The organism is Kitasatospora sp. NPDC096140, from assembly GCF_040303045.1.
Taxonomy (GTDB): Bacteria; Actinomycetota; Actinomycetes; order Streptomycetales; family Streptomycetaceae; genus Kitasatospora.
Map to the genome: position 1 here is coordinate 241736 of NZ_JBEOUW010000003.1, position 25350 is coordinate 267085.

Genomic DNA, 25350 nt, shown 5'->3' on the forward strand with positions numbered 1-25350 from the left:
TGGAATGTCCGGGCTTTGAGGCAGCTGGGGCCTGCTGTGCACGGGTGAACGGTTGCGCTCCGTGACGACGCCTGCGGCGAGAGTGGGGGCTCCGCCCTTGGCAAGGTGCGCGACCTGCGATCACTCCAACGAGTGAGCTGACCGATACCCATAGTCCAATCGGGTCATTCGAGATTGAGCCCGAAGGGGCTGTTGCAAGCTGTCGTTCTTCCGTAACGTCCTCAACTGGCAACGGTGAATATGCCGTTGCCGCCGTGGGGGAGCCTCGATACGGGAGAGGACGGCGCCGGCATGGGCTGGGTTGACGACTGGAGTGCGCAGGCCGCCTGCCGCACGAGTGATCCGGACGAACTGTTCGTCCAGGGGGCGGCGCAGAACCGCGCGAAGGCGGTGTGCAGCGGCTGCCCGGTGCGCACGGAGTGCCTCGCGGACGCCCTGGACAACCGGGTGGAGTTCGGGGTCTGGGGCGGGATGACGGAGCGCGAGCGCCGGGCGCTGCTGCGCCGCCGCCCGACGGTCATCTCGTGGCGGAGGCTGCTGGAGACGGCCCGCACCGAGTACGAGGAGTCCCTCGCGACCGGTGTGATACTGACGGACTACGCCCAGGCGGGCTGAGCCGGGGCACACCGGCTGCACAGGCCGAACCGGCCGTACCGGGGGGTCCGGGCCGGTCGGCCCCGGGCGGGCGCCCACGCCGCACCGCCCGAGCCGTCCGACGGCGTTCCGCGCCGTCCCACGTCCTACGTCGTCCGCCGTCCTACGCCGTGCTGCTGAGCCGGTCGCCGATGGCCCGCAGGCCGTCGAGGTCGTGCACGTCACCCGGCAGCGCCGGGACCTCCACGATCGGCACGTCCGGGTAGACCGAGACGAAGCGGTCGCGGGTGCGGCGCTCCCGCCCCATGATCTGCATCCGCTCGGCGTGCAGCCGCAGCAGCCCGGCCGCGAGCAGCTCCGCCTCCGGCGAGGAGTGCTCCGAGCCGTTCTCCTCCAGCGCCTCGGCCGCCGCCAGCGCCCGCTCCGCCGTGAGCTGCGGGGCGCCCGAGCCGTGCACCCGGTTGAGCACCAGCCCGGCCAGCGGCATCCGGTCCGCGGCGAGCCGGTCCACGAAGTACGCCGCCTCGCGCAGCGCGTCCCGCTCCGGCGCGGCCACCACCAGGAACGCCGTGCCCGGCGCCTTGAGCAGCTGGTAGGTACGGTCCGCGCGCTCGCGGAAGCCGCCGAACATCGAGTCCATCGCGCTGACGAAGGTCTGCACGTCGGTGAGCAGCTGGGCGCCGAAGATCTTGCCCAGGGCGCCGGTGAGCAGGCCCATCCCGGCGTTCAGGAACCGCATGGCGCTGCGCCCGCCGACCTTGGCCGGGGCGGTCAGTATCCGGATCACCCGGCCGTCCAGGAAGGACCCGAGCCGGTTGGGCGCGTCCAGGAAGTCCAGCGCCGAGCGCGACGGCGGGGTGTCCACGACGATGAGGTCCCACTCCTCGGCGTCGCGCAGCTGCCCGAGCTTCTCCATCGCCATGTACTCCTGCGTGCCCGCGAAGCCGGCCGACAGGGACTGGTAGAACGGGTTCTCCAGGATCGCCCGGGCCCGTTCGGGCTCAGCGTGGGCCAGCACGACCTCGTCGAAGGTCCGCTTCATGTCCAGCATCATGGCCTGGAGCTCCCCGTCGCCGGTCACCCCCTTGACCACCCGGGGGGTGTTGTCGAGTTCGGTCAGGCCCATCGACTGGGCGAGCCGGCGGGCCGGGTCGATGGTCAGCACCACGACCTTGCGGCCCCGTTCGGCGGCCCGCAGGCCGATCGCCGCGGCGGTGGTGGTCTTGCCGACGCCGCCGGAGCCGCAGCAGACGATGATCCTGGTCCCCGGATCGTCGATCAGCTCGTCCACCGCGAGCCGCTTCCCGGTGCTCCGCACCCCGTTCGAGGTCATGCCGCCCCCTGCCGCTTCAGGTCGCCCGCCAGCCGGTACAGTCCGCCGAGGTCCACGCCCTCGCCCAGCAGCGGCAGTTCGTACGTCGGGATCCGCAGCTGCTGCAGGTCGGCGCGCTGCGCGCGCTCCAGCTCGACCCGCTCGGCGTGCTCCCTGGCCTGCTCCAGCAGTGGGTCGATCAACGGCTCCACCGCCGCGCGGACCGTCTCCGGCTTGCGCGAGCGGCCGCCGAGCCCGGCCTCCCCGAGCGCCAGCGCGACCTCCTCGCGGTGGTTGCCGTCCACCGCGGCCACCGCGGCGGCGTCCAGGACCGGCGGGCGGACCATGTTGACCATCACCCCGCCCACCGGCAGCTTCGCCTCGCGCAGCTCCGCGATGCCGTCGACCGTCTCCTGCACCGGCATCTCCTCCAGCAGGGTGACCAGGTGCACCGCGGTCTCCGGGGACTTCAGCACCCGCATCACGGCCTGCGCCTGGGTGTGTATCGGGCCGATCCGGGCCAGCCCGGCGACCTCGGCGTTGACGTTCAGGAACCGGGTCAGCCGCCCGGTCGGCGGGGCGTCCATCACCACCGCGTCGTAGCGGCGCCGGCCGTCCGGGTCCTTGCGCCGGGTCGCCTCGCAGGCCTTGCCGGTGAGCAGGACGTCCCGGACGCCGGGCGCGATGGTGGTGGCGAAGTCGACGAAGCCGACCTTCTGCAGCGCCTTGCCGGCCCGGCCGAGCTTGTAGAACATCTCCAGGTATTCGAGCAGCGCCTGCTCGGTGTCGATCGCCAGCGCGAACACCTCGCCGGGCTGCGCCGCGTCCGCGGACGCCTCCGCGGCCGGGAGCCCCAGCTGCCGACGGGAGACCGAGGCGATCCGGCGCTCCTCGTAGGGCAGTGCGGCGATCCCGAACAGTTCGGCGATGCCCTGCCGGCCCTCGACCTCGATCAGCAGGACCCGACCGCCGTCGGCGGCGAGCGCCAGGGCCAGCGCTGCGGCCAGCGTGGTCTTCCCGGTGCCGCCCTTGCCGCTGACCACGTGCAGCCGGACGCCCTCCCAGTCGGGGTCGCGCCGGTCCGCCTGGCCGGGGGTGCGTGCCACGCTCCGTCTCCGTCCGTCTCCGTCCTACGGGCGTCCCCTCCTGACGAGGGTGCCCCTCGCCAGGGTGCCCTCCCGCGAGGGTAACCAGGGACCGCGCCGGATGCCCGGAGCACCTGGGGTTGCCAGGCCTGATCATGCCCTCTTTGTGCCCCACCTCACACGCCGCCCGCCACGCGGCGCCGATCCCCGCGGCGGCTCGTCTAGAGTCTGGCCATGACCAAGTGGGAATACATGACGGCGCCCCTGCTCGTGCACGCCACCAAGCAGATCCTGGACAACTTCGGCGAGGACGGCTGGGAGCTCGTCCAGGTCGTGCCCGGCCCGAACCCGGAGCAGCTGGTGGCCTACTTCAAGCGGGAGAAGAACGCATGAGCGCCGTCGAGTCGAAGCTCGCCGAGCTGGGCCTGACCCTGCCGCCGGTGGCCGCGCCGGTCGCCGCGTACGTGCCGGCCCTGCAGTCCGGCGAGTTCGTCTTCACCTCCGGCCAGCTCCCGGTGGTCGAGGGCAAGCTGCCGAGCACCGGCAAGGTCGGCGCCGAGGTGTCGCCGGAGGAGGCCAAGGAGCTCGCGCAGATCTGCGCGCTGAACGCCCTGGCCGCCGTGAAGTCGGTGATCGGCGACCTCGACCGGATCGAGCGGGTCGTGAAGGTCGTCGGCTTCGTCGCCTCCGCCCCCGACTTCACCGGCCAGCCCGGCGTCGTCAACGGCGCCAGCGAGCTGCTCGGCAAGGTGCTCGGCGCCGCGGGCGTGCACGCCCGCAGCGCCGTCGGTGTCGCGGTGCTCCCGCTGGACGCCCCGGTCGAGGTCGAACTCCAGGTCCGCGTCAAGACCGTCTGAGTCCGATCACGAAGGCGGGATCGGCCCTGGCCGAGCCCGCCTTCGTGCGCTTAGCATCCGGGCATGGACCATCGAGCAACGACGCTCCCGATGCCGCCCGGTTGGCCTGCCCGCATCCGGGCGGTCGACTCCGGCGTGCTGATGCCGCCGGTGCCCAGGCAGGCGGCCACCGTCGTGCTGCTGCGCGACGCCGACGCCGGGCCGGAGGCCTACCTGCTGCGCCGGCGCACCTCGATGGCCTTCGCGGCCGGGATGTACGCCTACCCGGGCGGCGGGGTGGACCCGCGCGACGCCGAGGTCGAGACGGGCTGGGCCGGGCCCCCGCCCGAGGAGTGGGCGCGGCGCCTCGGGGTGGACGTCCGGACCGCCCGGGCGGTGGTCTGCGCGGCCGTCCGCGAGACCTTCGAGGAGGCCGGCGTGCTGCTGGCCGGCCCGGACGAGCGGAGCGTCGCCGCGCCGCGCGACTGGACCGCCGAACGGGCCGCGCTGGAGGCGCACGAGCTGTCCTTCGCCGAGTTCCTCCGGGACCACGGCCTGGTGCTGCGCAGCGACCTGCTGGGCGGCTGGGCGCGCTGGATCACCCCGGAGTTCGAGGAGCGGCGCTACGACACCTGGTTCTTCGTGGCGGCCCTGCCGGCCGGCCAGCGCGCGGCGCTGGAGGTCGGCGAGGCCGACCGGGTCGCGTGGCTGAGCCCGGCCGAGGCGGTCCGGGGTTACCGGGAGGGCCGGTTCGGCATGCTGCCGCCGACCGTGACGGTGCTGCGCGAGCTGTCGCCGGTGCGCACCGCCGCCGAGGCGCTGGCCGCGGCCGCCGAGCGCCGGCTGGAGCCGGTCCTGGGCCGGGCCGAGGTCCGCGGGGACCGCATGACGGTCCGCTGGCCCGGGTACGACGAGCTGACCATCGACGGGGAGTTCCCCGAGGACTCCTGAAGCCGTCCGCCCGCGCCGCACCACCGGCGGGGACGGCCGGCCCGGGGAGCGAATCCCCGGGAAGCCTTGTCCGCAGAGGACCCGTCCGCAGAAGATCCATCCGAAGAAGATCCGCCGCACCACCGCAGAGAAAGGACCGACGCCCGATGACCCACAACGACGTGGCTCGCCGGACGGCACCCGAGATGCCCGCCCGCCGCCTGAACCCCCGCACCCCGGCCTGTGACAGCCCGGTCCCGTTCGTCGAGGTGGCGCAGCGCGCCCTCGTCCGGGCACTGCCGCTGCGGGCCCTCCAACGCGACGCCGAGGGCGGCCGGTGAGCGAGCAGCGCGAGCGAATCGTCGAGGTGGGTGCATGAGCCTCCTGCCGGGTGACCCCGCCGCCGTCGTCGGCGGCGAGGCCACCTCCCGGGCGCTGTGCGTGCTGGCGCCGAACCCGTCGCCGATGACGCTGGACGGCACCAACACCTGGCTGCTCTCCGAGCCCGGCTCCGACCTCGCCGTGGTGATCGACCCGGGCCCGCTGCACGAGGAGCACCTGCGCCGGGTGATCGACCTCGCCGAGGAGCGGGGCAAGCGGATCGCGCTGACCCTGCTCACCCACGGTCACGCCGACCACTCCGAGGGCGCGGCCCGGTTCGCCGAGCTCACCGGCACCGAGGTCCGGGCCCTGGACCCGGCGCACCGGCTGGGCTCGGAGGGCCTGGTGGGCGGCCAGCGCCTGGACGTCGGCGGTCTGGACCTGCGGGTGGTGGCCACCCCCGGCCACACCTCGGACTCGCTGACCTTCCACCTGCCGGACGACGGCGCGATCCTCACCGGGGACACCGTGCTCGGCCGCGGCACCACGATGGTGGCCCACCCCGACGGCCGGCTGGGGGACTACCTGGACTCGCTGCGCCGGCTGCACACGATGGCCTCCGAGCACGGTGTGCGGACCGTGCTGCCCGGGCACGGCCCGGTGCTCGCGGACGCGCTCGGCGCCGTCGACTACTACCTGGCGCACCGGGCCGCCCGGCTCGCGCAGGTGGAGACGGCGGTCGAGGCGGGCTTGCGGACCGCTCCCGAGGTGGTGGCGCGGGTCTACGCGGACGTGGACCGGGCGCTCTGGCCGGCCGCGGAGCTGTCCGTCCGGGCCCAGCTGGAGTACCTGGAGGAGCACGGGCTGACCCCGGAGCTCGACTGACCCCGTAGCTCGACTGACCCCGGCGCCCGGCCGGCCCCGGAGCCCGATCGACCCGGGCCGCTCCGGGAGCGCGACAGCCGAAGGGCTCGTGAACGCCGAAGGGCTCGTGAACGCCGAAGGGCCCGTCCGTCCGGACGGGCCCTTCGGCGTGTTCGGGGCGTCAGCGCGAGCGGCGGGACAGCCGCTCGACGTCCATCAGGACCACCGCGCGCGCCTCCAGCTTCAGCCAGCCGCGGCCGGCGAAGTCGGCGAGCGCCTTGTTGACCGTCTCGCGGGAGGCGCCGACCAGCTGGGCCAGCTCCTCCTGGGTGAGGTCGTGGGCGACGTGGATGCCCTCCTCGGACTGCACGCCGAAGCGGCGGGAGAGGTCCAGCAGGGCCTTGGCGACGCGGCCGGGCACGTCGGAGAAGACCAGGTCGGACATCACGTCGTTGGTCCGGCGCAGTCGGCGGGCGATGGCCCGCAGCAGCGCGATGGAGACCTCGGGGCGGGCGTGCAGCCAGGGCTGCAGGTCACCGTGGCCCAGGCCCAGCAGCTTGACCTCGGTCAGCGCGCTGGCGGTCGCGGTGCGCGGGCCCGGGTCGAACAGCGACAGCTCGCCGATCATCTCGCTGGGGCCGAGGACGGCGAGCATGTTCTCGCGGCCGTCCGGGGATGCGCGGTGCAGCTTGACCTTGCCCTCCGCGACGACGTACAGCCGGTCGCCCGGGTCGCCCTCGTGGAACAGCGACTCCCCACGGGCGAGGGTGACCTCGGTCATGGAAGCGCGCAGCTCGCCGGCCTGTTCGTCGTCGAGTGCCGCGAAGAGTGCGGCGCGCCGCAGAACGTCGTCCACGTGCTTCCTCCTTCTCGGCCGTACGGCGGGTGGGCCGTCCGGCGCAAGTTCCGTTCAGTGTTCTGCATCACCAAGCATGGCGCATGTCGCTCCGATCATATGAGGAGGGGGTGTGCCGAGGTGTGCCGTGCGGGGCCATTCGTACCGGTTGGTCATGGGGCGGGGCGGGCCGCAGGAGCGCCCTCACGTGCTCCTGTCGAACTCCTGTTCGTCCTGATCGAACAGCGAATCGCCGATCGCGGTGCGGGCGTGCAGGACGGCGTGGCCCGCCCGGTGGGCGCTGGTGAGGCCCGCCGTGCGCAGCGCGGTGAGGTGCTGCGAGGCCCCGGCCGGGGAGAGCCCGGTGCGGTCGGCCAGTTCGGTGGTCGAGGCCGGGGAGTCCAGCTCGGCCAGCAGCCGGGCGCGGGAGCGGCCGAGGACGCCGGCCAGCGCGTCCGTGCGGGCCGCCGTGCCCGCCCGGCGCTCCCACAGGGCGGCCGTGCCGCGTGCCGGGTAGATCAGTTGCGGCGGGTCGGGCGGCAGCACCCGGGTGAGCACCCGGGGCCAGGCGAAGGCCGAGGGCAGGAGCACCAGCCCGGAGCCGGCGGTCAGCCGGGTGAGCGCGCAGTGCCGCTGCTCCAGCAGCAGTGCGGTGCCGTCCCAGCGGACCGTGTCGTGCAGCTCGCCCAGCATCCGCGCGGTGCCGTGCTCGGCGGCCTGCCGGGAGCGGTGGAAGACGTCCGCCGAGAGCAGCGCCCGGATCCGGGCCCAGTAGGGGGCGAGCGCCAGCTCCCAGTACGCCCGGAGGTCGGCGGCCAGCCGGGGCAGCTGGGCGGCCGGGTCGCGGTGCAGCGGGGCGAGGACGGCGGGCAGCCGGCCGCCCGCCTCGGCGGCCATGATGTCGAGGTCGGCCCGGACCTGTTCGGCGCCGGTGGCGGTGATCGCGGCCAGCTCTTCGGCGAGCGTGGGGGAGTGGCCGGCCGGGGCGGGGTTGAGGAAGTCCGGCAGGTGGCCGGTGGGCGGCACCAGGGCGGCCAGCCGGTCCATGGTCGGCGCGGCGGCGGTCAGCCGCCCGCGGACCTCCGCGGCCCAGCGGCGGTGCAGCGCCGGCGCGGGGTGCCGTGCGAGGGCGCGCAGGCTGGTCACCACCTCCTGCATCGGGGAGACGGCGAACCGGGTCAGTGCCAAGTCCTGCGCGGAGAAGTGCAGTTCGGATCGCATGCGGCCCCCTCCGGGAAAGATTCAGCCTCAGCTTAATCACTGGTACGGGTGGGGGAGCCGGGCGCAGGATGCCTGCGTCCCCACCGATCCGTACGAAAGCCGGTGACACCCATGTCCACCACCCCCGAGTCCCGCGAGCGGGCGCTGCGGCTGCGCGAACTGGTCGCCGACGGCGGGCTCGTCCTGCCCAACGCCTGGGACGCGGGCAGTGCCGCCGTGATCGCCTCGGCCGGCGCCCGGGCGGTCGCCACCACCAGTGGCGGCGTCTCCTGGTCGCTCGGGCACGGCGACGGCCAGCGCCTCGGCCGGGCGGCCGCGGTCGAGGCGGCCCGCCGGATCGTCGCCGCGGTGGACCTGCCGGTCACCGTCGACGCCGAGGGCGGGTACGGGCCGCTGCCCGCCGACGTGGCCGAGACCGTGACCGCGCTGGTCGGGGTGGGCGCCGTCGGCGTCAACCTGGAGGACTCGACGGCCGTCGGCGGCCCGCTCTTCCCGGTGGCCGAGCAGGCCGGGCGGCTGCGCGCGGCCCGTACGGCGGCCGCCGCCGCGGGGCTGCCGGAGCTGGTGGTCAACGCCCGGACGGACGTCTTCCTGTTCGGACTGGGCGGGCTCGACGACGTGCTGGTCCGGGCCGAGGCCTACGCGCAGGCGGGCGCCGACGGCCTGTTCGTCCCCGGGCTGCTGGACCTCGACGTCCTCACCGAGCTGTGCCGGCGCTCGGCGCTGCCGGTGAACGCGATGGCCGTCCCGGGCGGGCCGAGCGTCGCGGAACTCGCCGCCACGGGGGTGCGGCGGATCAGCGTCGGTACCGGCCTCGCCCAGCTCGCGTACACCGCGGCCCGCCGCGCCGCCGTCGAGCTGCTCGGCGCCGGGACGCTGACGCAGCTCGACGGGGCGCTGGGCTTCGGGGAGCTGGACGGGCTGTACCGGGGCTGACGGCGGACGGCCCACGGCGGCCGACGTCCGGCAGCGCTGCCGTGGGCCGGCCGCCGCGGGTCAGCCCTGGAAGCCCAGCTCGGCGAGGGTCCGCTCGATCCGGTCGCGGTGCTCCGCCGCCCACTCGTCCAGGGTCTGGGCGGCCTCCTTGGCCAGCTTCGCCCGGGCCGCCTCCAGGACCCGGTCCCGTTCGGCGGCGGGCACCGCCACGACACCCTCCTCGTCGGCCACCACGATGTCGCCGGCCGCCACCAGCACGCCGCCGCAGCGCACCGGGGCGCCGTGCGTGCCGAGCGCCTTCTTCGCCCCGGGGATCGGGATGACCCCGCGGGCGAAGACCGGGAAGCCCGCCTCCCGGACCTCGCCGAGGTCCCGGATCAGGCCGTCGGCCACGAAGGCCACCACGCCCCGGCGCTGCGCCACGGCGCACACGTTGCCGCCGGCCAGTGCGTAGTCCAGGTCGCCGGACTCGACCACGATCACCGAGCCGGGCTCGGCCCGGTGGATCGCGGCGTGCAGCATCAGGTTGTCCCCGGGCGGGCACTGCACGGTGAAGGCCGGGCCGGCCACCCGGGGCATGCCGTCCCAGAGCGGGCGCAGGCCGATGTCCATGACCCGGTCGCGGCCCAGGATGTCGGCCAGGGTGGTGGTGGGGATGTCCTTGAAGTCCGCGTCCATGCTCCCTCGTTCTCCGCTCGTCGGTTCGTTAGTTCGTCAGTTCGACGATTCATCGGTTCGTCGGAAGACTAGTGACCGCGGGGCGCGGCGCGGACCGGTGGTCAGGCGAAGAACTCCACCAGTTCCGGCACCAGAGCCCCGGCCGCCACCTCGTGGGTCTGGTCGGCCAGCGTCCGGTACTCGGCGTCCGGCACGGCCGCGGCCACCGCGGCGGACGGTGCCCGCAGCAGCTCCGGGCTGGCACCGCCGTCCAGCACCAGGGTCGGCACCGCGATCCGGGCCAGCACGTCCACCGGGACGGTCCCCCCGGTCCGCGCGCCGAGCGCCGCCGCGTCGTACGCCAGCGTCGGCGCGACCGCCTCGAACAGCGGCCACACCGGGGCGGCGCGCATCCCGTCCACCGCTTCGGCGGGCATCCCCACGAAGGTCATGAAGGCCGCCACGGCGTCCCCGCGGCGTCCCTCGGCGAGCGCCGCCTCCAGTTCGCCGGCGTACCCGACGAAGCGCTCGCTCTGCCCCTCCGCGGTGCTGAACGGCGGCTCGTAGACGGCGAGTCGGCGCACACCGACGCCCGCGGCGGCCGCCCGCAGCGCGAGCGCGGCGCCCGAGGAGATGCCGTACACGGCGGCCGAGCCGCCGGCCGCCGCGATCACCGCGGCCAGGTCCTCGATCTCGCGCTCCACCGCGAACGGCGCGGTGTCCCCGCTGCCGCCCCGGCCGCGCCGGTCGTACGCCCACACGGTGTGGTGGGCCGAGAGCTGCTCGGCGACGGCGACGCCCGGGTCGAAGGCCCGGTGGCCGATCGCCCCGTCCACCAGCACGACGGCCGGGCCGGAGCCGGTGACGGTGCAGGCGATGGTGGTGCCGTCGGTGGAGACCACGGTGCTCATGGGAGTTCCTTCTGTCGTCGTGCGAGCCGGTCACAGGGGTAGACCGGCGCCCGCCGCGAAACTCATCGCTCCCGCCGAGGAATCCCGAGGAATCCCGAGGAATCCCGCCGAGGAACTCGCCCCGGCCGGGCCCGCTTCCGCGCATGATCGCCCCCGGGCCACCCGTCGGTCGGCGTAGCCTTCGTGCATGGCAGAGAGCAAGGTCCGGAAAGCGGCGGCGCCGAAGGCCGAGCCCGCGGTGAAGCGGGCGGCGAAGCGGCCCGCCGTGAAGCCGAGGAAGCCCGAGTCGCACCTGGCGATGGTGCGGCGGGCCCGGAGGATCAACCGTGAACTGGCGGAGCTGTACCCGTACGCGCATCCGGAGCTGGACTTCGACAACCCCTTCCAACTGCTGGTGGCCACCGTGCTGTCGGCGCAGACCACCGACCTCCGGGTGAACCAGACCACCCCCGCGCTGTTCGCGAAGTACCCGACGCCGGAGGACATGGCGGCGGCGGACCCGCAGGAGCTGGAGGAGATCATCCGTCCGACCGGCTTCTTCCGGAACAAGGCGAAGTCGCTGCTCGGCCTCTCGATCGCGCTGCGTGACGAGTTCGGCGGAGAGGTCCCCGGCCGCCTGGCCGATCTGGTGACCCTGCCGGGCGTCGGCCGCAAGACCGCCAACGTCGTGCTGGGCAACGCCTTCGGGGTCCCCGGGATCACCGTCGACACCCACTTCGGCCGCCTGGCCCGGCGGTTCGGCTGGACGACCGAGGAGGACCCGGTGAAGGTCGAGGCGGCCGTCGCGGAGATCTTCCCGAAGTCGGAGTGGACGATGCTCTCGCACCGCGTGGTCTTCCACGGCCGCCGGATCTGCCACTCCCAGAAGCCGGCCTGCGGCGCCTGCCCGATCGCGCCGCTCTGCCCCGCGTTCGGCGAGGGCGTGACCGACCCGGAGAAGGCGCGCAAGCTGCTCAAGTACGAGATGGGCGGCCAGCCGGGGCAACGGCTGAGGCCCCCGGCGGACTACCCCGGCGAGGCGGCCGCCCGGGCGGACGCCGCCGCCCACCACGGGCAGGTCGCGGACCTGGCGGTGGCGGAATGATCACGCGCGGGATCGAGCGGAACGACCTGCCGACCTGGCTGGAGCCGGTCCGGGAGGCTGCCGAGCGGGTGCTGCCGGAGCAGCTGAGCCGCTTCCTGCCGCCGGCCGACGGCGGCCGGGCGGCGGCCGTGCTGATGCTGTTCGGCGAGGGCCCGGAGGGGCCGGACCTGCTGCTGATCGAGCGGGCCCGCTCACTGCGCTCGCACGCCGGCCAGCCGTCCTTCCCGGGCGGCGCGCTGGACCCGGAGGACGGCGACCCGGACGGTCCGGGCCCGATCGCCGCGGCGCTGCGCGAGGCGTGGGAGGAGACCGGACTGGACCCGGCCGGGGTGCAGGTGTTCGCGGCGCTGCCGCGGCTGTACATCCCGGTGAGCCGCTTCGTGGTGACCCCGGTGCTCGGCTGGTGGCGCGAGGAGTCGCCGGTGCACCCGGTGGACCAGGGCGAGACCGGCGCGGTGTTCCGGGTGTCGATCGCCGACCTGGCCGATCCGGCGAACCGGGTGCGGCTGCGCCACCCGTCGGGGCACATCGGTCCGGCCTTCGCGGTCGCCGGGCGGCTGGTCTGGGGCTTCACCGCCGGGGTGATCGACCGGGTGCTGCACCACAGCGGACTGGAGCTGCCCTGGGACCCGTCCCGGATCGTCGACCTCTCGGACGACGCGCTGGCCCTGGTCCAGGGCGACCTCGAACATTCCCGCGTCCTGCCGGGCGGCGACGCCGGAGCCCCGTGAGCCGGCGGCGCCCCGTGAGCCGGCAGCGTCCCGTGACAGGTCGTCGGTACACCCGGCCGCCGGGCCGTGGGAGGGTGTCGTGGTGAACGTCCTGGATGTCCTGCTGATCATCGCCGCCGTGGGGTTCGCCGTGTCGGGCTACCGGCAGGGCTTCGTGGTCGGCGTGCTGTCGCTGGTCGGCTTCCTCGGCGGCGGCCTGCTGGCCGTCGAGCTGCTGCCGCTGCTGCTGGACCACCTGAGCCCCGGCACTACGGCCTCGGTGGTGGCGGTCGTGGTGGTGATCGTCTTCGCGGCGATCGGCCAGGCGATCACCGCGCACTTCGGCTGGAAGCTGCGCGGCCACATCGACCGCCGTCCGGCCCGGGTGCTGGACGCGGCCGGCGGGGCGGTGGTGAACGTGCTCTCGATGCTGCTGGTGGCCTGGCTGATCGGCTCGGCACTGGCCGGTGCCTCGCTGCCGACGGTCTCCAAGCAGGTCCGCTCCTCGGCGATCCTCGGCGGCGTGCAGAACGCGCTGCCGTCCGACGCACCGAACTGGTTCTCGGACTTCTCCAAGGTGCTCGCCCGCAACGGCTTCCCGCAGGTCTTCAACCCCTTCGAGCACGAGCCGATCACCCAGGTCGACACCCCGGACCCGGCGCTGGCCGCCAGCCCGGCGGTGGCGCGGGCCAAGCAGAGCCTGGTCAAGGTGGTCGGCACCGCGCCCTCCTGTGGCAAGACCCTGGAGGGCAGCGGCTTCGTCTTCGCCCCGCACCGGGTGATGACCAACGCCCACGTGGTCGGCGGGGTCAACGAGCCGACCGTGCAGATCGGCGGCGTCGGCCAGCTGTACGACGCGACGGTGGTCCGCTACGACTGGCAGCGCGACATCGCGATCCTGGACGTGCCCAAGCTGAACGCGCCCGCGCTCACCTTCGCGGGCGAGGCGAAGACCAACGACAGCGCGATCGTGGCCGGCTTCCCGGAGAACGGCGCCTTCAACGTCCAGCCCGCCCGCATCCGCGGCCGGATTCAGGCCAACGGCCCGGACATCTACCACCGCGGCCAGGTGGTGCGCGACGTCTACTCGGTGCGCTCGACCGTCCGCCAGGGCAACAGCGGCGGCCCGCTGCTCACCCCGGACGGCCAGGTGTACGGGGTGGTGTTCGCCAAGTCCCTGGACAGCGCCGACACCGGGTACGTGCTGACCGCGGCCGAGGTCCGCGAGGACGCCCAGCAGGGCGGCGCCGCGACCGCCCGGGTGGACACCCAGGGCTGCGCGCTCTGACGGGGGCGCCCCGGGCCGGGACCGGCCCGGGGCGGGGCGACGGGGCACGTGCAGGCCGGATGGGCTCCGGGTCGGGCCGGCACGACGGGGCGTGTGCAGGCCGGACGGGCCCCGGGTCGGGCCGGCAGGACGGGGCACGTGCAGGCCGGATGGCCCCCGGGTCGGGCCGGCACGACGGGGCGCGACGGGACGCGCCGGGCCGGGCCGTGCGATATCCGTCGCGCCGTCAGCCCACCCTGGTAGCGTCGGCCGCGCTCACCCGTTCGGCTCAACCGGGCGCCGTCCCGGAGTGGGCCTTACGGGGAGGTCCTGGCAGTCCGATGATGGGTCACTCGCACGCGGTGAGCGGGGCGATGCTGTACGCGGCCTCGGCCCCCTTCCTGCCCCCGCTGCTGCTGCACACGACGCTGAAGCCGGCGGACATACTGATGGGCACGGTGCTGTGCGCGGGCGCCGCCCTGCTGCCGGACCTCGACCACCACGACGGCTCGATCGCCAACTTCCTCGGCCCGGTCTCCAAGGCGCTCTGCCGCGTCGTGGCCTGGGCCTCCGGCGGCCACCGGCACGCCACCCACTCGCTGCTGTTCGTCGCCCTGATGGGCGCCGGCACGTGGGCGGGCGTCACCTACCTGGGCCGCAACTTCACGCTCGCGCTGACCTTCTTCCTGCTGGCGCTCGCGATCCGGGCGCTGCGGCTCTGCCCGCCGAGCAACGGCCCGGAGGCGTGGATCACCGTCATCGGGCTGTCCGCGCTGGGCACCTTCGGGATGAACACCTGGATGCCCAACTCGCCCGGCTGGCTGCCGTACGCGGTGGCGCTGGGCACGCTGGCGCACCTGCTGGGGGACTGCCTGACCAAGAAGGGCGCGCCGCTGCTCTGGCCGCACAAGGAGCGCTACGAGGTCGTGCTGATCAAGCGCAGCGGCAACAACGTGGAGACCAAGGTGCTGGTGCCGATCATGTCGGTGGCGACCTTCGTCCTGCTCTGGTTCACGGCGCTGTCGCCGATCACGATCACGAACTGAGCGGCGCGGGCCGGGCGGCCGTCGACCGGCCGCCCGCCACCTCCGGGCAGACGCCACCTCCGGCTGCCCGCCACCTCCGGACAGACGCGGCGCGGGGCCTCAGGTCTCGCGCCGCAGCCGTGCGCCCACCCAGCGGGCGCGTCGGCCGAGGATGCGCGGGATGCCGAGCTCCCGCCGTTCCGCGCGAGGACGGCCGTCGAGGCCGTCGAAGCCGAGGTCGTCCGTCCGGTCGGGGCGGTGGGCGGAACGCTGGGGGCTGTTCTGGCGTCGGCCGCGCGGGGCGGCGCCGCGATCGGGCATCCAACTCATACCGGAATGGATGCCCCTGGGCCGGTGGGGGAAACCGTCCGGGCTGTGCCGAAATTGGCCTATGCGATTGTCATATGAACTCAGCGTCAGGGCAGTTGGACCCGGGGGCCCCTCCGCGACGTCGCACGGTCGGCCGCCCCGGGTGCCCCCGTCCGTCACTCCTTGTGGCGCCCGACCCAGTCCAGCAGCTCGGCGGTGAACTCCTCCGGCGCCTCCTCGTGCGGGAAGTGCCCGACCCCCGGCAGCAGCCGCCAGCGGTACGGAGCCGCCACGTACTCGCCGCCGCCGAGCGCGGTGTGCGACAGCAGCACCGGGTCCGCCGCGCCCTGCACGTGCAGGGTCGGCGCGGTGATCGGCTTCTTCATCCGCCGGGCGAACTGGATGCCGTCCGGCCGGGCCATCGACCGCATCAGCCAGCGGTACGGCTCGATCGAGCAGTGCGCGGTGCTGGGGATCTGGATCGCCTGCCGGTACGCGTGCACCGAGGCCTCGTCCAGGCCGTTCGGGCCGGTCCAGGAAGTCAGGTAGCGGCCGACCAGCGCGGCGTCGTCGGCCACCAGCCGGCGTTCCGGTATCCACGGCCGCTGGAAGCCCAGGACGTGCTCGAAGGCCGCGAACTGGCGGCGGTCGGTCAGCAGCGCCCGGCGCAGGTCCCTCGGGTGCGCGGCGGAGACCGCGGTCAGGCTCTGGATGACGGACGGCCGCATCACCGCCGCCACCCAGGCCAGGGTGCCGCCGGAAGCGTGCCCCACGAGGTGTGCCCGGCGCTCGCCGAGCGAGCGGATCACGCCGGTGATGTCCAGCGCGAGGTTGCCCGGGTCGTACCCGCGCGGGGTGCGGTCGCTGCCGCCGATGCCCCGCAGGTCGAGCGCCACCGCCCGGTAGCCGGCCTCCGCGAGCGCGATCAGCTGGTGGCGCCACGCCCACCAGTACTCGGGCCAGCCGTGCACCAGCAGCACCAGCGGGCCCGAGCCCAGCTCGGCGATGTGGAAGCGGGCACCGTTGGCCGCGAGGTCGCGGTGCGCCCACGGGCCGGCCTGCCGGATGCTCCACGCCTCGGCCCCGGCGCCGGCTCCGGCCCCGGCCCCGAAAGCGCCCCCGCCCGCAGCTGCCGGCTCGGCCCCGGTGCCCGCCTCGACGGCCGCTCCGGCGGTCTCCCGTCCGGCGGTCGGGCCGGTGCCCTCGGGGGCGGGGCCGGACCCGGAGTCTGGCCCGGAGTCTGGCCCGGAGTCTGGCCCGGAGTCGGGTCCGGAACCGGCGGACGGCTGCGCGGGTACGGGCTTCTGGTCAAGCGGCATACCGAGAGCGTGTCACATCCGCGCACCGGACACGTGCCCGGCACTCACTGTCGGGGGGTTCGCCCAGGGGTGTCCGTTGACGCGGGTGCTTTACGGGATGCGGCCCAGGGCCCGGTCGATCTCCTCCTTGGTGGCCGGGCGCGGCCGGGCGTTCTTCAGCACGTCGGCGGTCTTCTGGGCGCCCTCGATGGTGCGGTGCGGCGGCTCGATCTTCCTGAACGAGCGGTACGCCAGCACCCCGAGCAGCGCCGCGAGCAGCAGGTAGGCGCCCGCCACGATGAGGAAGGACCAGCCCAGCGACAGACCCAGCGCGTGGATGCCGAAGGCCGCCGCGGCGCTCAGCATCGGGATCGAGAACAGCGCCACCACACCGGCGACCATCAGCGAGACACCGCCGGAGACACCGCGCTTGACGTCCGCGCGGATCTCGGCCTTGGCGAGTGCGATCTCGTCGTGGACCAGCGCGGACAGGTCGGCGGTGGCCGCCGCGAACAGCTGCCCCACCGAACGCTCGCCCTCGTAGGGCGCCCGGCCGTTGCTGGACGGGTCTGCGGCTCCTGCGGGCATCAGCGGTTCTCCTCTGCGGCTGTGCGGCGTGACGCCACCGCGGGTCTGCGGTTCCGGGGGCCGGTGGGGGGTCCCGGGGCGTCAGTGGATTGTCGACAGCTCAGAATCATGCCTCTACCGGTCAGTCGGACACCACTCCGGGGCCCCGCGGGAGGGACGTGTCCGGCCGCCTGCGGCCTCCGGGGACTCCTGGAGGGGGCTGCCGGAGGGATTCCGGGAAGGTCCCGGGGCGGGGCTCCCGTGAGAGTTCCGGCGGGAGTTCCGGCGGGAGCGCCGGGGTGGGCTCCGGGGTGGGCTCCGGGGTCCGTTGTGTGGAGTCCCGGAGGGACCGTCAGTGCTCCGACGAGGAGTCCCCGGAGGTCCGGGAGTCCGGGGCGTCCGCGGAATCCTGGGAGGCCCCGGGAGCGCCGGAGGCCCCGGTAGCGCCGGAGGCCTCGCCGGGCAGCGGTCGGGCCCGCTCCGAGCCCCGGGCCTGCTCCGAGCCGCGGGCCCGCTCCGAGACCCGAGCCCGCCAGGCCGGGTCGTCCTCCTGGTAGACGTCCGGGACGCCGTCCTCGTCCACGTCCCGCTCCTCCTCCTCGCACAGCGCGCGGTAGTGCTGGTTGCGCAGCTTCAGCAGCACCGTGGCGACCGTCGCGCAGAGCAGTGAGCCGACCAGCACGGCGGTCTTGGCCCGGCCGGCGAGCGTCGGGTCGTCCGGGAAGGCCAGTTCGCTGATGAGCAGCGAGACGGTGAAGCCGATGCCCGCGACCACCGAGACGGCCATCATGTCGGCCCACTTGAGCTGCGGGTTCAGCTCGGCCCGGGTGAACCGGGCGGTCAGCCAGGTGCCGCCGAATATGCCCACTGACTTGCCGACCAGCAGACCGATCACGATGCCGATCGGGACGGCCTGGGTGAACACCTCGCGCAGCGCCGTGCCGGAGATCGTCACCCCGGCCGAGAACAGCGCGAACAGCGGGACGGCCAGGCCGGCCGAGAGCGGGCGGACCAGGTGCTCGATGTGCTCGCCGGGGGAGTGCTGCTCGTCGCCCTCCCGGTGGCAGCGCAGCATCAGGCCCATCGCGACGCCCGCGACCGTGGCGTGGATGCCGCTCTCGTGCATCAGGGCCCAGGTCACCAGCGCCAGCGGCACGAACAGGTACCAGCCGTGCACCCCGCGCCGGTGCAGGAACCAGAACAGCACCAGCCCGACGAGAGCCAGTCCGAGCGCCCAGAACTTGATGCCGGAGCTGTAGAAGATCGCGATGATCAGGATGGCGATCAGGTCGTCCACGACGGCCAGGGTGAGCAGGAAGGCGCGCAGCGCCGAGGGCAGGTGGCTGCCGACCACGGCCAGCACGCCGAGGGCGAAGGCGATGTCGGTGGCGGTCGGGATCGCCCAGCCGCCGGGGTGTCCGCCGCTGCCGGAGTTCACCAGGGCGTAGAGGATCGCGGGCAGTGCCACCCCGCAGACGGCGGCGATGACGGGCAGCACCGCGGCGCTCGGTGTGCGCAGCTCGCCCGCGACGAACTCGCGCTTGAGCTCGATCCCGGCGACGAAGAAGAAGACCGTCAGGAGCCCGTCCTTGGCCCAGGTGGCCAGCGTGAGGTCGAGGTGTAGCGGGGTGGAGGGGCCGATGGTGTAGTCGAGCATGCTCTGGTACGCCTGCGGCCAGACGTTGGCCCAGATCAGCGCGATGACGGCGGCGCCGAGCAGCAGCACACCGCCGACCGTCTCGGTGCGCAGGGCGTCGGCGATGAAGGTGCGCTCGGGCAGTGGCAGCCGGCCGAGGAACTGCCGGCGGCGGGTCGTCGGCTCTTGGACGGGCGGCTGGTCGGTCACGCGGGACCTCCTGGGGCGGGGAGCGGCAACGGATGCACGGGTGGTGCAGTTGCCGACCAGACTTCCCGGCTCGCCCTGTGACGCCCGGATCCCCGGCGAGGGGATCTTGATGCGTCGTTAACAGTCTAGCGGGGTGTTCGGGTGACATCCGGATTGTCTTGATAAAGGACTTAAGCCCTGTGGGCCGGTCCTGCACTCCGGAGGGCGAGCGGCCCGGCGCCCGTACGGCCCCGGTCGCCTGCACCCGGGTGAACGCGGAGGAGCCCCGCCCCCGCGCCCGGAGGTGTGACCGTTGCCGGTTCCCCGGCCGCCCCCCGGCCGACGACTGGGCTGCCGACGGCGGCTGCCCCTGCCGACGACTGTGCCCCGGGCGGTGACCACCGCCCGGGGCACAGTCGCCGTATCAGTCGGATCAGCCGTTGCCGTTCTCCGAGGGCGGCAGCTGGGCCTGGATCTGGCTCATGACCGAGCTGTCGGCCAGCGTGGTGGTGTCGCCGACCTCGCGGCCTTCGGCGATGTCGCGCAGCAGGCGGCGCATGATCTTGCCGGAGCGGGTCTTCGGGAGCTCGCCGACGACCTTGATCTGCTTGGGCTTGGCGATGGGGCCCAGGGTGCGGCCGACGTGGGCGCGCAGCTCGTCGACGAGTTCGGGGCTCTCGGTGACGCCGCCGCGCAGGATCACGAAGGCGACGATGGCCTGGCCGGTGGTGGCGTCGGTGGCGCCGACGACCGCGGACTCGGCCACGGAGGGGTGGCCGACCAGGGCGGACTCGACCTCGGTGGTCGAGATGTTGTGGCCGGAGACGAGCATGACGTCGTCGACCCGGCCGAGCAGCCAGATGTCGCCGTCCTCGTCCTTCTTGGCGCCGTCGCCGGCGAAGTAGCGGCCCTCGAAGCGGGACCAGTAGGTGTCGATGTAGCGCTGGTCGTCGCCCCAGATGGTGCGGAGCATGGAGGGCCAGGGCTCGGTGAGGACGAGGTAGCCGCCCGAGCCGTTGGGGACCTCGACGGCGTTGTCGTCCACGACGGTGGCAGCGATGCCCGGCAGGGCGCGCTGCGCGGAGCCGGGCTTGGTCTCGGTGACGCCGGGCAGCGGGCTGATCATCATGGCGCCGGTCTCGGTCTGCCACCAGGTGTCCACGATCGGCGTCTTGCCGGCACCGATGTGCTCGCGGTACCAGATCCACGCCTCGGGGTTGATCGGCTCGCCGACGCTGCCCAGCACCCGCAGGCTGGACAGGTCGAACTTCGCGGGGATGTCGTCGCCCCACTTCATGAAGGTGCGGATCGCGGTCGGCGCGGTGTAGAGGATGGTCACGCCGTACTTCTGGACGATCTCCCAGAACCGGCCCTGGTGCGGGGTGTCGGGGGTGCCCTCGTAGATGACCTGGGTGGCGCCGTTGGACAGCGGTCCGTAGACGATGTACGAGTGGCCGGTGACCCAGCCGATGTCGGCCGTGCACCAGTAGACGTCGGTCTCCGGCTTGAGGTCGAAGACCGCGTGGTGGGTGTAGGAGGCCTGCGTGAGGTAGCCGCCGGAGGTGTGCAGGATGCCCTTGGGCTTCCCGGTGGTGCCGGAGGTGTAGAGGATGAACAGCGGGTGCTCGGCCTCGTGGGCCTCGGGGGTGTGCTCGGTGGACTGGCGGGCGGTGATCTCGTGCCACCACACGTCGCGGCCCTCGGTCCAGGCGATGTCCTGGCCGGTGCGGCGGACGACCAGGACGTGCTCGACGCCGTCGGCCTTGGTGAGGGCCTCGTCGATGGCGGGCTTGAGCGCGGAGGGCTTGCCGCGGCGGTAGCCGCCGTCGGCGGTGATGACGAGCTTGGCCTGGGCGTCCTGGATGCGGGAGGCGACGGCGTCGGCGGAGAAGCCGCCGAAGACCACCGAGTGGGTGGCGCCGATCCGGGCGCACGCCAGCATCGCGACGACGGCCTCGGCGATCATCGGGAGGTAGACGGCGACGCGGTCGCCCTTGCGGACGCCGAGCTCCAGCAGGGCGTTGGCGGCCTGGGAGACCTCGTCCTTGAGCTGGGCGTAGGTGATGGAGCGGCCGTCGCCGGGCTCGCCCTCGAAGTGGATGGCGACCCGGTCGCCCAGGCCGTTCTCGACGTGGCGGTCGACGCAGTTGTAGGCCACGTTGAGGCTGCCGTCGGCGAACCACTTCGCGAACGGCGGGTTCGACCAGTCCAGCGTCTCGGTCGGCTCGACCGCCCAGCTGAGGCGGCGGGCCTGCTCGGCCCAGAACGCCAGGCGGTCCTCGGAGGCCTGCGCGTACGCGGCCGCGGTGACGTTGGCCGCTGCGGCGAGCTCTGCCGGAGGAGCGAAGCGCCGCTCCTCCTTGAGCAGGTTGGCCAGGCTCTCGTTGCTCAACACGCACTCCTCATCGAGTCATGATCGGGGACGATCCCGTGCGTGGGGATTGTCCCGTGTGTCCCAGCGCACAGCTCACCAGGCGAATGGGGCACTTGACAAGAGGCTCCCTGGAATTGGTGTAGACCTTTGGCTGCTGGGCGGGCTGAGACCCGCACGGTTCGCCGCCCGGGAGCGGAAGACCGTCCGGGGGCTGGTGGGCCCGTGCCCCGGCCCGCCCGGCGGGGACACGGGCCCGGCTCTCAGGCGGCCAGCCGGGGGCCCTTCCCGCCGCCGCCGGACGGAACCAGACCGCCCTCATTCACCCGTTCGGCGGAGCCCTCCCCGGTCCCGGATCCGGGACCGGGGCCACACCCGGAACCGGCACCTGTTCCGGACCCGGCGCGGGCCTCGACCGGGCTGAACGTCCCGGCGGCGCGGTCCAGGACGTAGGCCTGGGCGGTCGCGAAGTCGAAGTACATCCCGACCAGTCGCAGGGTGCCCTCCTGGACCCGCCGTTCCACGGCCGGGTTCGCCATCAGCTGGTCCAACTGCTGCACCACGTTGGTGATGCAGAGCTGCTCCACCGGGTCCACCACGGGCCGGGTGGCGAACTCCGCGGGCACCCGTCGGAGCCGGTCCAGCGAGCCGCGGCCGTTGCGCAGCCAGCGGGCCAACGGGGTGGGCGGACCGGGGCGCTCGTGCACGCCGTCCAGCAGGGCCTGCATCGCGCCGCAGCCGGAGTGGCCGCAGACCGTGATGGAGCGCACCTCCAGCACCTCGACCGCGTACTGCACCGCGGCGGCCACCGAGTCGTCGGCCGCGCCGGGCTCGAACGGGGCCGGCACCAGGTTGCCCACGTTGCGGACGGTGAAGAGGTCGCCCGGGCCGCTGTTGGTGATCATGCTGGTGACCATCCGCGAGTCCGCGCAGGTCAGGAACAGCTGGGAGGGCGTCTGCCCCTCCCGTGCCAGCCGGGCGAGTTCGGGCCTGATCAGCGGGGCGGTGTGCAGCTGGAACACCCGGACCCCGTCCAGCAGCCGACCGTGCGGGTCCTCCTGCTGGTCGATGCAGTGGTGGCCGACCCAGGGCGTCCAGGCCCGGCAGCGGTGCGGCCCCGGTGAACTCCCCGCGCGCACCGTGCCGTCGGGATCGAGCACCTCGTCGTCCTGGCGCCTCGTCACCATCGAGACCCGGCCGCCCGCGTCCTGGTGTCCGGCGCGCCAGGTGTGCAGCGTCTCGTACGCGGCGTGGTCCAGGAAGGAGCCGTCGTGGATCACCGTGACCCCGGCTCCGGCCGGGATGCCGGCCAGTGCCCGGCTGAGCCGGGGCACGGCGGTGAAGGTGAGCGGGCCGTGCGTCTGGACGGTGACCGAGCCGTCCGGCCCGGTCTCGACGTCCACGTGGGCGCGGGTCAGCCGGTAGAGCGCGAGCAGGACGGCGGTGCCGGCCCCGATCGCGACGCCCCACAGCACCCCGGCCCCCACCACGGCGACCACGGTGGTGAGGTAGACGGGGAACTCGCGGTGCCGGTGCACGTTGCGGATGTGCGCGAAGCTCACCATCTGCAGCCCGACCACCAGGACCAGCGCGGCGAGCGCGGCCAGCGGGATCCGGCGCAGCCCGCCGGTCAGCGCCAGCGCGGCGGCCAGCACCCAGACGCCGTGCAGCACCGAGGCCCACCTGGACTGCGCGCCGGCCTGCACGTTGGCGGTGCTGCGCACCGCGCCGCCGGCGATCGGCAGCCCGCCGACCAGGCCGCTCAGCAGGTTGGCGAGGCCTTGGCCGCGCAGCTCGCGGTCGAGGTCGCCGGTGCGGCGGGACATCCGGTCGATCGCGACGGCGGACAGCAGCGATTCCACACTGGCCACGGCGGTGACGGTGAGGACGGCGGCGATCAGGCCGGGCACCGGACCGTGCGGCAGGGCGGGCACGAGGGAGTGCGGCTGCCACGCGGGCAGCTCGATGTGGGCGAGCCGCAGGTCCAGGGCGAGCGCCAGGGACGTGGCCAGGGCGACGGCGGCGAGCGGGCCCGGCAGCCTGGCCGCCCGGGCGCCCAGCCGGCCCGCGCGGCCGGGAAGTCGGCCGAGCCGGGGCCAGCCGAGCAGGACGGTCACCGTCACCGCGCCGACCAGCAGCGCGGGCGGGTGGGGGCCGGCCAACTGCCCGGGCAGGGCGAGGAGGTTGGCGATCGCGGAGCTCTGCGGCGAGCCGCCGAGCACGACGTGCAGTTGCGCGATGGCGATGGTGAGGCCGACCCCGGCCAGCATGCCGTGCACGATCGCGGGCGACACGGCGAGCGCCGTTCGGGCCACCCGGCGTGCGCCGAGCAGGAGTTGGATCAGGCCCGCGGCGAGGGTGATGGCGCAGGTGGCCCGCCAGCCGTACTGGGTGATCAGCCCGGCGGTGATCACGGTCAGCGCCGCCGAGGGGCCGCTGACCATGAGTGCGGTGCCGCCGAACAGCCCGACCACGATGCCGCCCACGGCGGCGGCGGCCAGCCCGGCGGTGAGCGGGGCGCCGGTGGCCAGCGCGATGCCGAGGGAGAACGGCACGGCGATCAGGAAGACCACGAGCGAGGCGGAGAGGTCCTGGGCCCAGCGGATCCGGGCGCCGGGGCCCGGTGGTGCGTGGTCGGTGGTGTCGGAGGCGATGGGGGCGCTGGAGATGTCGAGGGTCATTGTCTTCCCGTCTGTCCGGGGGAACGAACGCAGTCAGGTCCGGCGGTGAGTCCGGGGTGGGGCTCCGGGCGGATCGGCTGTCGTGGGTCGCGACGGCGTGGCGGGATGGCGTGGCGCGGCGGGGAGTGCGGGTGTCACCGGCCGGCGTTGACCATCGGGCCCGCCAGGAGCCCGGGCGAGGTGCGGGACGTCTCGCCGAGGGCCGTCGGGACGGACCATCAAGACTCGGTAAACCGAGGGTAATGAAAGCTTTGCACAGCGTGGTTGCGGGTGGGAAGCGGAAAACCCCCTGGTTCACCCCAATGGGTGGTGTCCGAACCGCAGGGAATCTGCTGGTGGGGTCGGTGGGCGGCCGGGCGCCGGGCGCCGGGCGCCGGGCGGTGGGTGGCTGGGTGGCAGGGCGAGCGGCGGTGCCGGAAACGGCGGACGGGCCGCGGCCTTCCCGGGGTGGAGGGAGGTTGCGGCCCGTCCGGGCGCGGTGGCGCGTGCGTCAGGCGTGGGCGCCCGCCGGGGTCGGCTGCTCGCGGTCGTCCGCGAACCCGCCCGGCACGAAGCCCTCGTCCACCTGGGTCGCCAGGTCGATGCCGACCTTGGCGTTGGCCCAACTCTCCGCGTTGCGGCGGTGGAAGAGCACGGCCTGCTCGGTGTAGCGGTGCGCGTCCCGCCGTCCGTACGCCGCGTCGGCCTCGGCCCGCAGCTGCTCCAGCACGGCGCGGTTGGCCGGCTCCAGGGACTTCAGCGGCGGCTCGGCGCCCTGCTCCAGCCGGCGCACCCAGTCCGAGTGCCCGAAGGTGGTGAGCAGGTCGTCGCCGACCTCGCGGCGCAGGAAGGCCAGGTCGTCCGGGCCCTGCACCTTGTTGCCGACCACCCGCAGCTGGACGCCGAAGTCGGCGGCGTAGTCCCGGTACTGGCGGTAGACGGAGACGCCCTTGCGGGTCGGTTCGGCCACCAGGAAGGTCAGGTCGAAGCGGGTGAACAGGCCGGAGGCGAAGGAGTCCGAGCCCGCCGTCATGTCGGTGACCAGGTACTCGTCGGGGCCGTCCAGCAGGTGGTTGAGCAGCAGTTCCACCGCGCCGACCTTGGAGTGGTAGCAGGCCACCCCGAGGTCCTCCTCGGTGAAGGCGCCGGTCGCCAGCAGCCGGACCGAGCCCTCGTCCAGCGCGACCGGGCGGGCGCAGGCGGCGTAGACCGGGTTCTCCTCGACGATCCGCAGCAGCCGCGAGCCGCGGCCGGGCGGGGTGGTCTTGATCATCTCCTCGGCCGAGCGGATCAGCGGGTTGCTGCCGCGCAGGTACTCCTTGATCTCCGGCAGGTGCGCGCCGAGCGAGGGCAGGTCGGCGGCCTGGCCGTCCGTCAGTCCGAGGGCGGGGCCCAGGTGCTGGTTGATGTCGGCGTCCACGGCGATGACCGGCCGGCCGGCGGCGGCCAGGTGGCGGATGAACAGTGCGGACAGCGTGGTCTTCCCGCTGCCGCCCTTGCCGACGAAGGCGATCTTCATCTGGGGACTCCGGCTCTCGCTCAGGGCCCTCGCTCGGGGCCGCCTGTCCAGGGGCGCGTGTGACGGGGGCGCCACCTAGTTGGAAATCGTTATCGTCTCCGATAGCGGCCATGCTAGCCGGGGTTTGGGCGTCGCCGGGGGAGGGAAGTGAGGATTGCCTCTAACGGGTGATGCGGGGTTGCTGTTCCAGGATGGGCGGCCCGTTCATTACTC

General features: G+C 73.9%; 24 protein-coding genes. 11 read left to right on the forward strand and 13 right to left on the reverse strand.

Annotated elements, in window-relative coordinates; genetic code table 11:
- The first annotated feature begins 291 nt into the window (after window positions 1-291).
- Window positions 292-615, forward strand: a complete 324-nt coding sequence (locus tag ABT048_RS04375; RefSeq protein ID WP_030240986.1) for a WhiB family transcriptional regulator — start codon at window positions 292-294, stop codon at window positions 613-615.
- 142 nt (window positions 616-757) lie between these two features.
- Here ABT048_RS04375 and bagB read toward each other — a convergent pair whose 3' ends face one another.
- Complete coding sequence (gene bagB / locus ABT048_RS04380) at window positions 758-1927, reverse strand: ATPase BagB (protein WP_350519792.1); 1170 nt, start codon at window positions 1925-1927, stop codon at window positions 758-760.
- Window positions 1924-3012, reverse strand: coding sequence for an ATPase BagA (gene bagA, locus ABT048_RS04385; protein WP_350519793.1), 1089 nt, complete (start codon window positions 3010-3012; stop codon window positions 1924-1926). Before bagA ends, bagB begins: the two co-directional genes overlap by 4 nt.
- A 213-nt stretch (window positions 3013-3225) precedes the next feature.
- Between bagA and sp36 the strand changes: the two genes are divergently transcribed.
- The 5 genes from sp36 (at window position 3226) to ABT048_RS04410 (ending at window position 5963) form a co-directional block, all read left to right on the forward strand.
- Window positions 3226-3384 (forward strand): Sp36 family protein, encoded by a 159-nt coding sequence (gene sp36, locus ABT048_RS04390; RefSeq protein WP_094743074.1) that lies wholly within the window; start codon window positions 3226-3228, stop codon window positions 3382-3384.
- Window positions 3381-3848 (forward strand): RidA family protein, encoded by a 468-nt coding sequence (locus ABT048_RS04395; protein WP_350519794.1) that lies wholly within the window; start codon window positions 3381-3383, stop codon window positions 3846-3848. Before sp36 ends, ABT048_RS04395 begins: the two co-directional genes overlap by 4 nt.
- A 63-nt stretch (window positions 3849-3911) precedes the next feature.
- A complete protein-coding gene (locus ABT048_RS04400; RefSeq protein WP_350519795.1) occupies window positions 3912-4778 on the forward strand; it encodes an NUDIX hydrolase in 867 nt (288 codons plus the stop codon).
- Between the two features lie 146 nt (window positions 4779-4924).
- The gene (locus tag ABT048_RS04405; protein ID WP_350519796.1) at window positions 4925-5098 is read left to right on the forward strand and encodes a hypothetical protein; all 174 of its coding nucleotides are present in this window, start codon (window positions 4925-4927) and stop codon (window positions 5096-5098) included.
- A 34-nt stretch (window positions 5099-5132) separates the two neighbouring features.
- Window positions 5133-5963, forward strand: a complete 831-nt coding sequence (locus ABT048_RS04410; protein WP_350519797.1) for an MBL fold metallo-hydrolase — start codon at window positions 5133-5135, stop codon at window positions 5961-5963.
- A 160-nt stretch (window positions 5964-6123) separates the two neighbouring features.
- Here the strand turns inward: ABT048_RS04410 and ABT048_RS04415 are convergent, their stop codons facing one another.
- Both ABT048_RS04415 and ABT048_RS04420 read right to left on the reverse strand, forming a co-directional pair.
- Window positions 6124-6798: a Crp/Fnr family transcriptional regulator gene (locus tag ABT048_RS04415; RefSeq protein WP_030240972.1), complete on the reverse strand. Its 675-nt coding sequence runs from the start codon at window positions 6796-6798 to the stop codon at window positions 6124-6126.
- Between the two features lie 183 nt (window positions 6799-6981).
- Window positions 6982-7998, reverse strand: coding sequence for an ArsR/SmtB family transcription factor (locus ABT048_RS04420; RefSeq protein WP_350519798.1), 1017 nt, complete (start codon window positions 7996-7998; stop codon window positions 6982-6984).
- Window positions 7999-8109: 111 nt separating this feature from the next.
- Between ABT048_RS04420 and ABT048_RS04425 the strand changes: the two genes are divergently transcribed.
- Complete coding sequence (locus ABT048_RS04425) at window positions 8110-8934, forward strand: isocitrate lyase/PEP mutase family protein (RefSeq protein WP_350519799.1); 825 nt, start codon at window positions 8110-8112, stop codon at window positions 8932-8934.
- Window positions 8935-8994: 60 nt separating this feature from the next.
- Here ABT048_RS04425 and ABT048_RS04430 read toward each other — a convergent pair whose 3' ends face one another.
- Together ABT048_RS04430 and ABT048_RS04435 are read right to left on the reverse strand one after the other, a co-directional pair.
- Window positions 8995-9612 (reverse strand): RraA family protein, encoded by a 618-nt coding sequence (locus ABT048_RS04430; protein WP_350519800.1) that lies wholly within the window; start codon window positions 9610-9612, stop codon window positions 8995-8997.
- Between the two features lie 101 nt (window positions 9613-9713).
- Complete coding sequence (locus ABT048_RS04435) at window positions 9714-10502, reverse strand: alpha/beta fold hydrolase (RefSeq protein ID WP_350519801.1); 789 nt, start codon at window positions 10500-10502, stop codon at window positions 9714-9716.
- 187 nt (window positions 10503-10689) lie between these two features.
- Here ABT048_RS04435 and nth point away from each other — a divergent pair, with 187 nt between their 5' ends.
- From nth to ABT048_RS04455, 4 genes are all read left to right on the forward strand, one after another.
- Window positions 10690-11586: an endonuclease III gene (gene nth, locus ABT048_RS04440; protein ID WP_350519802.1), complete on the forward strand. Its 897-nt coding sequence runs from the start codon at window positions 10690-10692 to the stop codon at window positions 11584-11586.
- The gene (locus tag ABT048_RS04445; RefSeq protein WP_350519803.1) at window positions 11583-12317 is read left to right on the forward strand and encodes an NUDIX hydrolase; all 735 of its coding nucleotides are present in this window, start codon (window positions 11583-11585) and stop codon (window positions 12315-12317) included. Before nth ends, ABT048_RS04445 begins: the two co-directional genes overlap by 4 nt.
- Before the next feature lie 82 nt (window positions 12318-12399).
- On the forward strand, window positions 12400-13584 hold the full coding sequence (locus ABT048_RS04450; protein ID WP_350519804.1) for a MarP family serine protease: 1185 nt from the start codon (window positions 12400-12402) through the stop codon (window positions 13582-13584).
- Between the two features lie 320 nt (window positions 13585-13904).
- Window positions 13905-14609 carry a metal-dependent hydrolase gene (locus ABT048_RS04455; RefSeq protein WP_350519805.1) on the forward strand — a complete coding sequence of 235 codons (705 nt, stop codon included), beginning with the start codon at window positions 13905-13907 and terminating at the stop codon, window positions 14607-14609.
- 99 nt (window positions 14610-14708) lie between these two features.
- On the opposite strand, the gene ABT048_RS04460 is transcribed toward ABT048_RS04455, so the two are convergent.
- The 7 genes from ABT048_RS04460 to ABT048_RS04490 form a co-directional block, all read right to left on the reverse strand.
- On the reverse strand, window positions 14709-14918 hold the full coding sequence (locus tag ABT048_RS04460; RefSeq protein ID WP_350519806.1) for a hypothetical protein: 210 nt from the start codon (window positions 14916-14918) through the stop codon (window positions 14709-14711).
- A 155-nt stretch (window positions 14919-15073) separates the two neighbouring features.
- A complete protein-coding gene (locus ABT048_RS04465; protein ID WP_350519807.1) occupies window positions 15074-16216 on the reverse strand; it encodes an alpha/beta fold hydrolase in 1143 nt (380 codons plus the stop codon).
- A 90-nt stretch (window positions 16217-16306) separates the two neighbouring features.
- A complete protein-coding gene (locus ABT048_RS04470) occupies window positions 16307-16783 on the reverse strand; it encodes a phage holin family protein (protein WP_350519808.1) in 477 nt (158 codons plus the stop codon).
- Between the two features lie 331 nt (window positions 16784-17114).
- Window positions 17115-18608, reverse strand: coding sequence for a Na+/H+ antiporter NhaA (nhaA, locus tag ABT048_RS04475; RefSeq protein ID WP_350519809.1), 1494 nt, complete (start codon window positions 18606-18608; stop codon window positions 17115-17117).
- Window positions 18609-19020: 412 nt separating this feature from the next.
- Window positions 19021-20979, reverse strand: coding sequence for an acetate--CoA ligase (acs, locus tag ABT048_RS04480; protein ID WP_350519810.1), 1959 nt, complete (start codon window positions 20977-20979; stop codon window positions 19021-19023).
- A gap of 242 nt (window positions 20980-21221) precedes the next feature.
- On the reverse strand, window positions 21222-23639 hold the full coding sequence (locus ABT048_RS04485) for a SulP family inorganic anion transporter (protein ID WP_350519811.1): 2418 nt from the start codon (window positions 23637-23639) through the stop codon (window positions 21222-21224).
- Window positions 23640-24129: 490 nt separating this feature from the next.
- The gene (locus ABT048_RS04490; protein WP_350519812.1) at window positions 24130-25137 is read right to left on the reverse strand and encodes an ATP-binding protein; all 1008 of its coding nucleotides are present in this window, start codon (window positions 25135-25137) and stop codon (window positions 24130-24132) included.
- Window positions 25138-25350 lie beyond the last annotated feature (213 nt).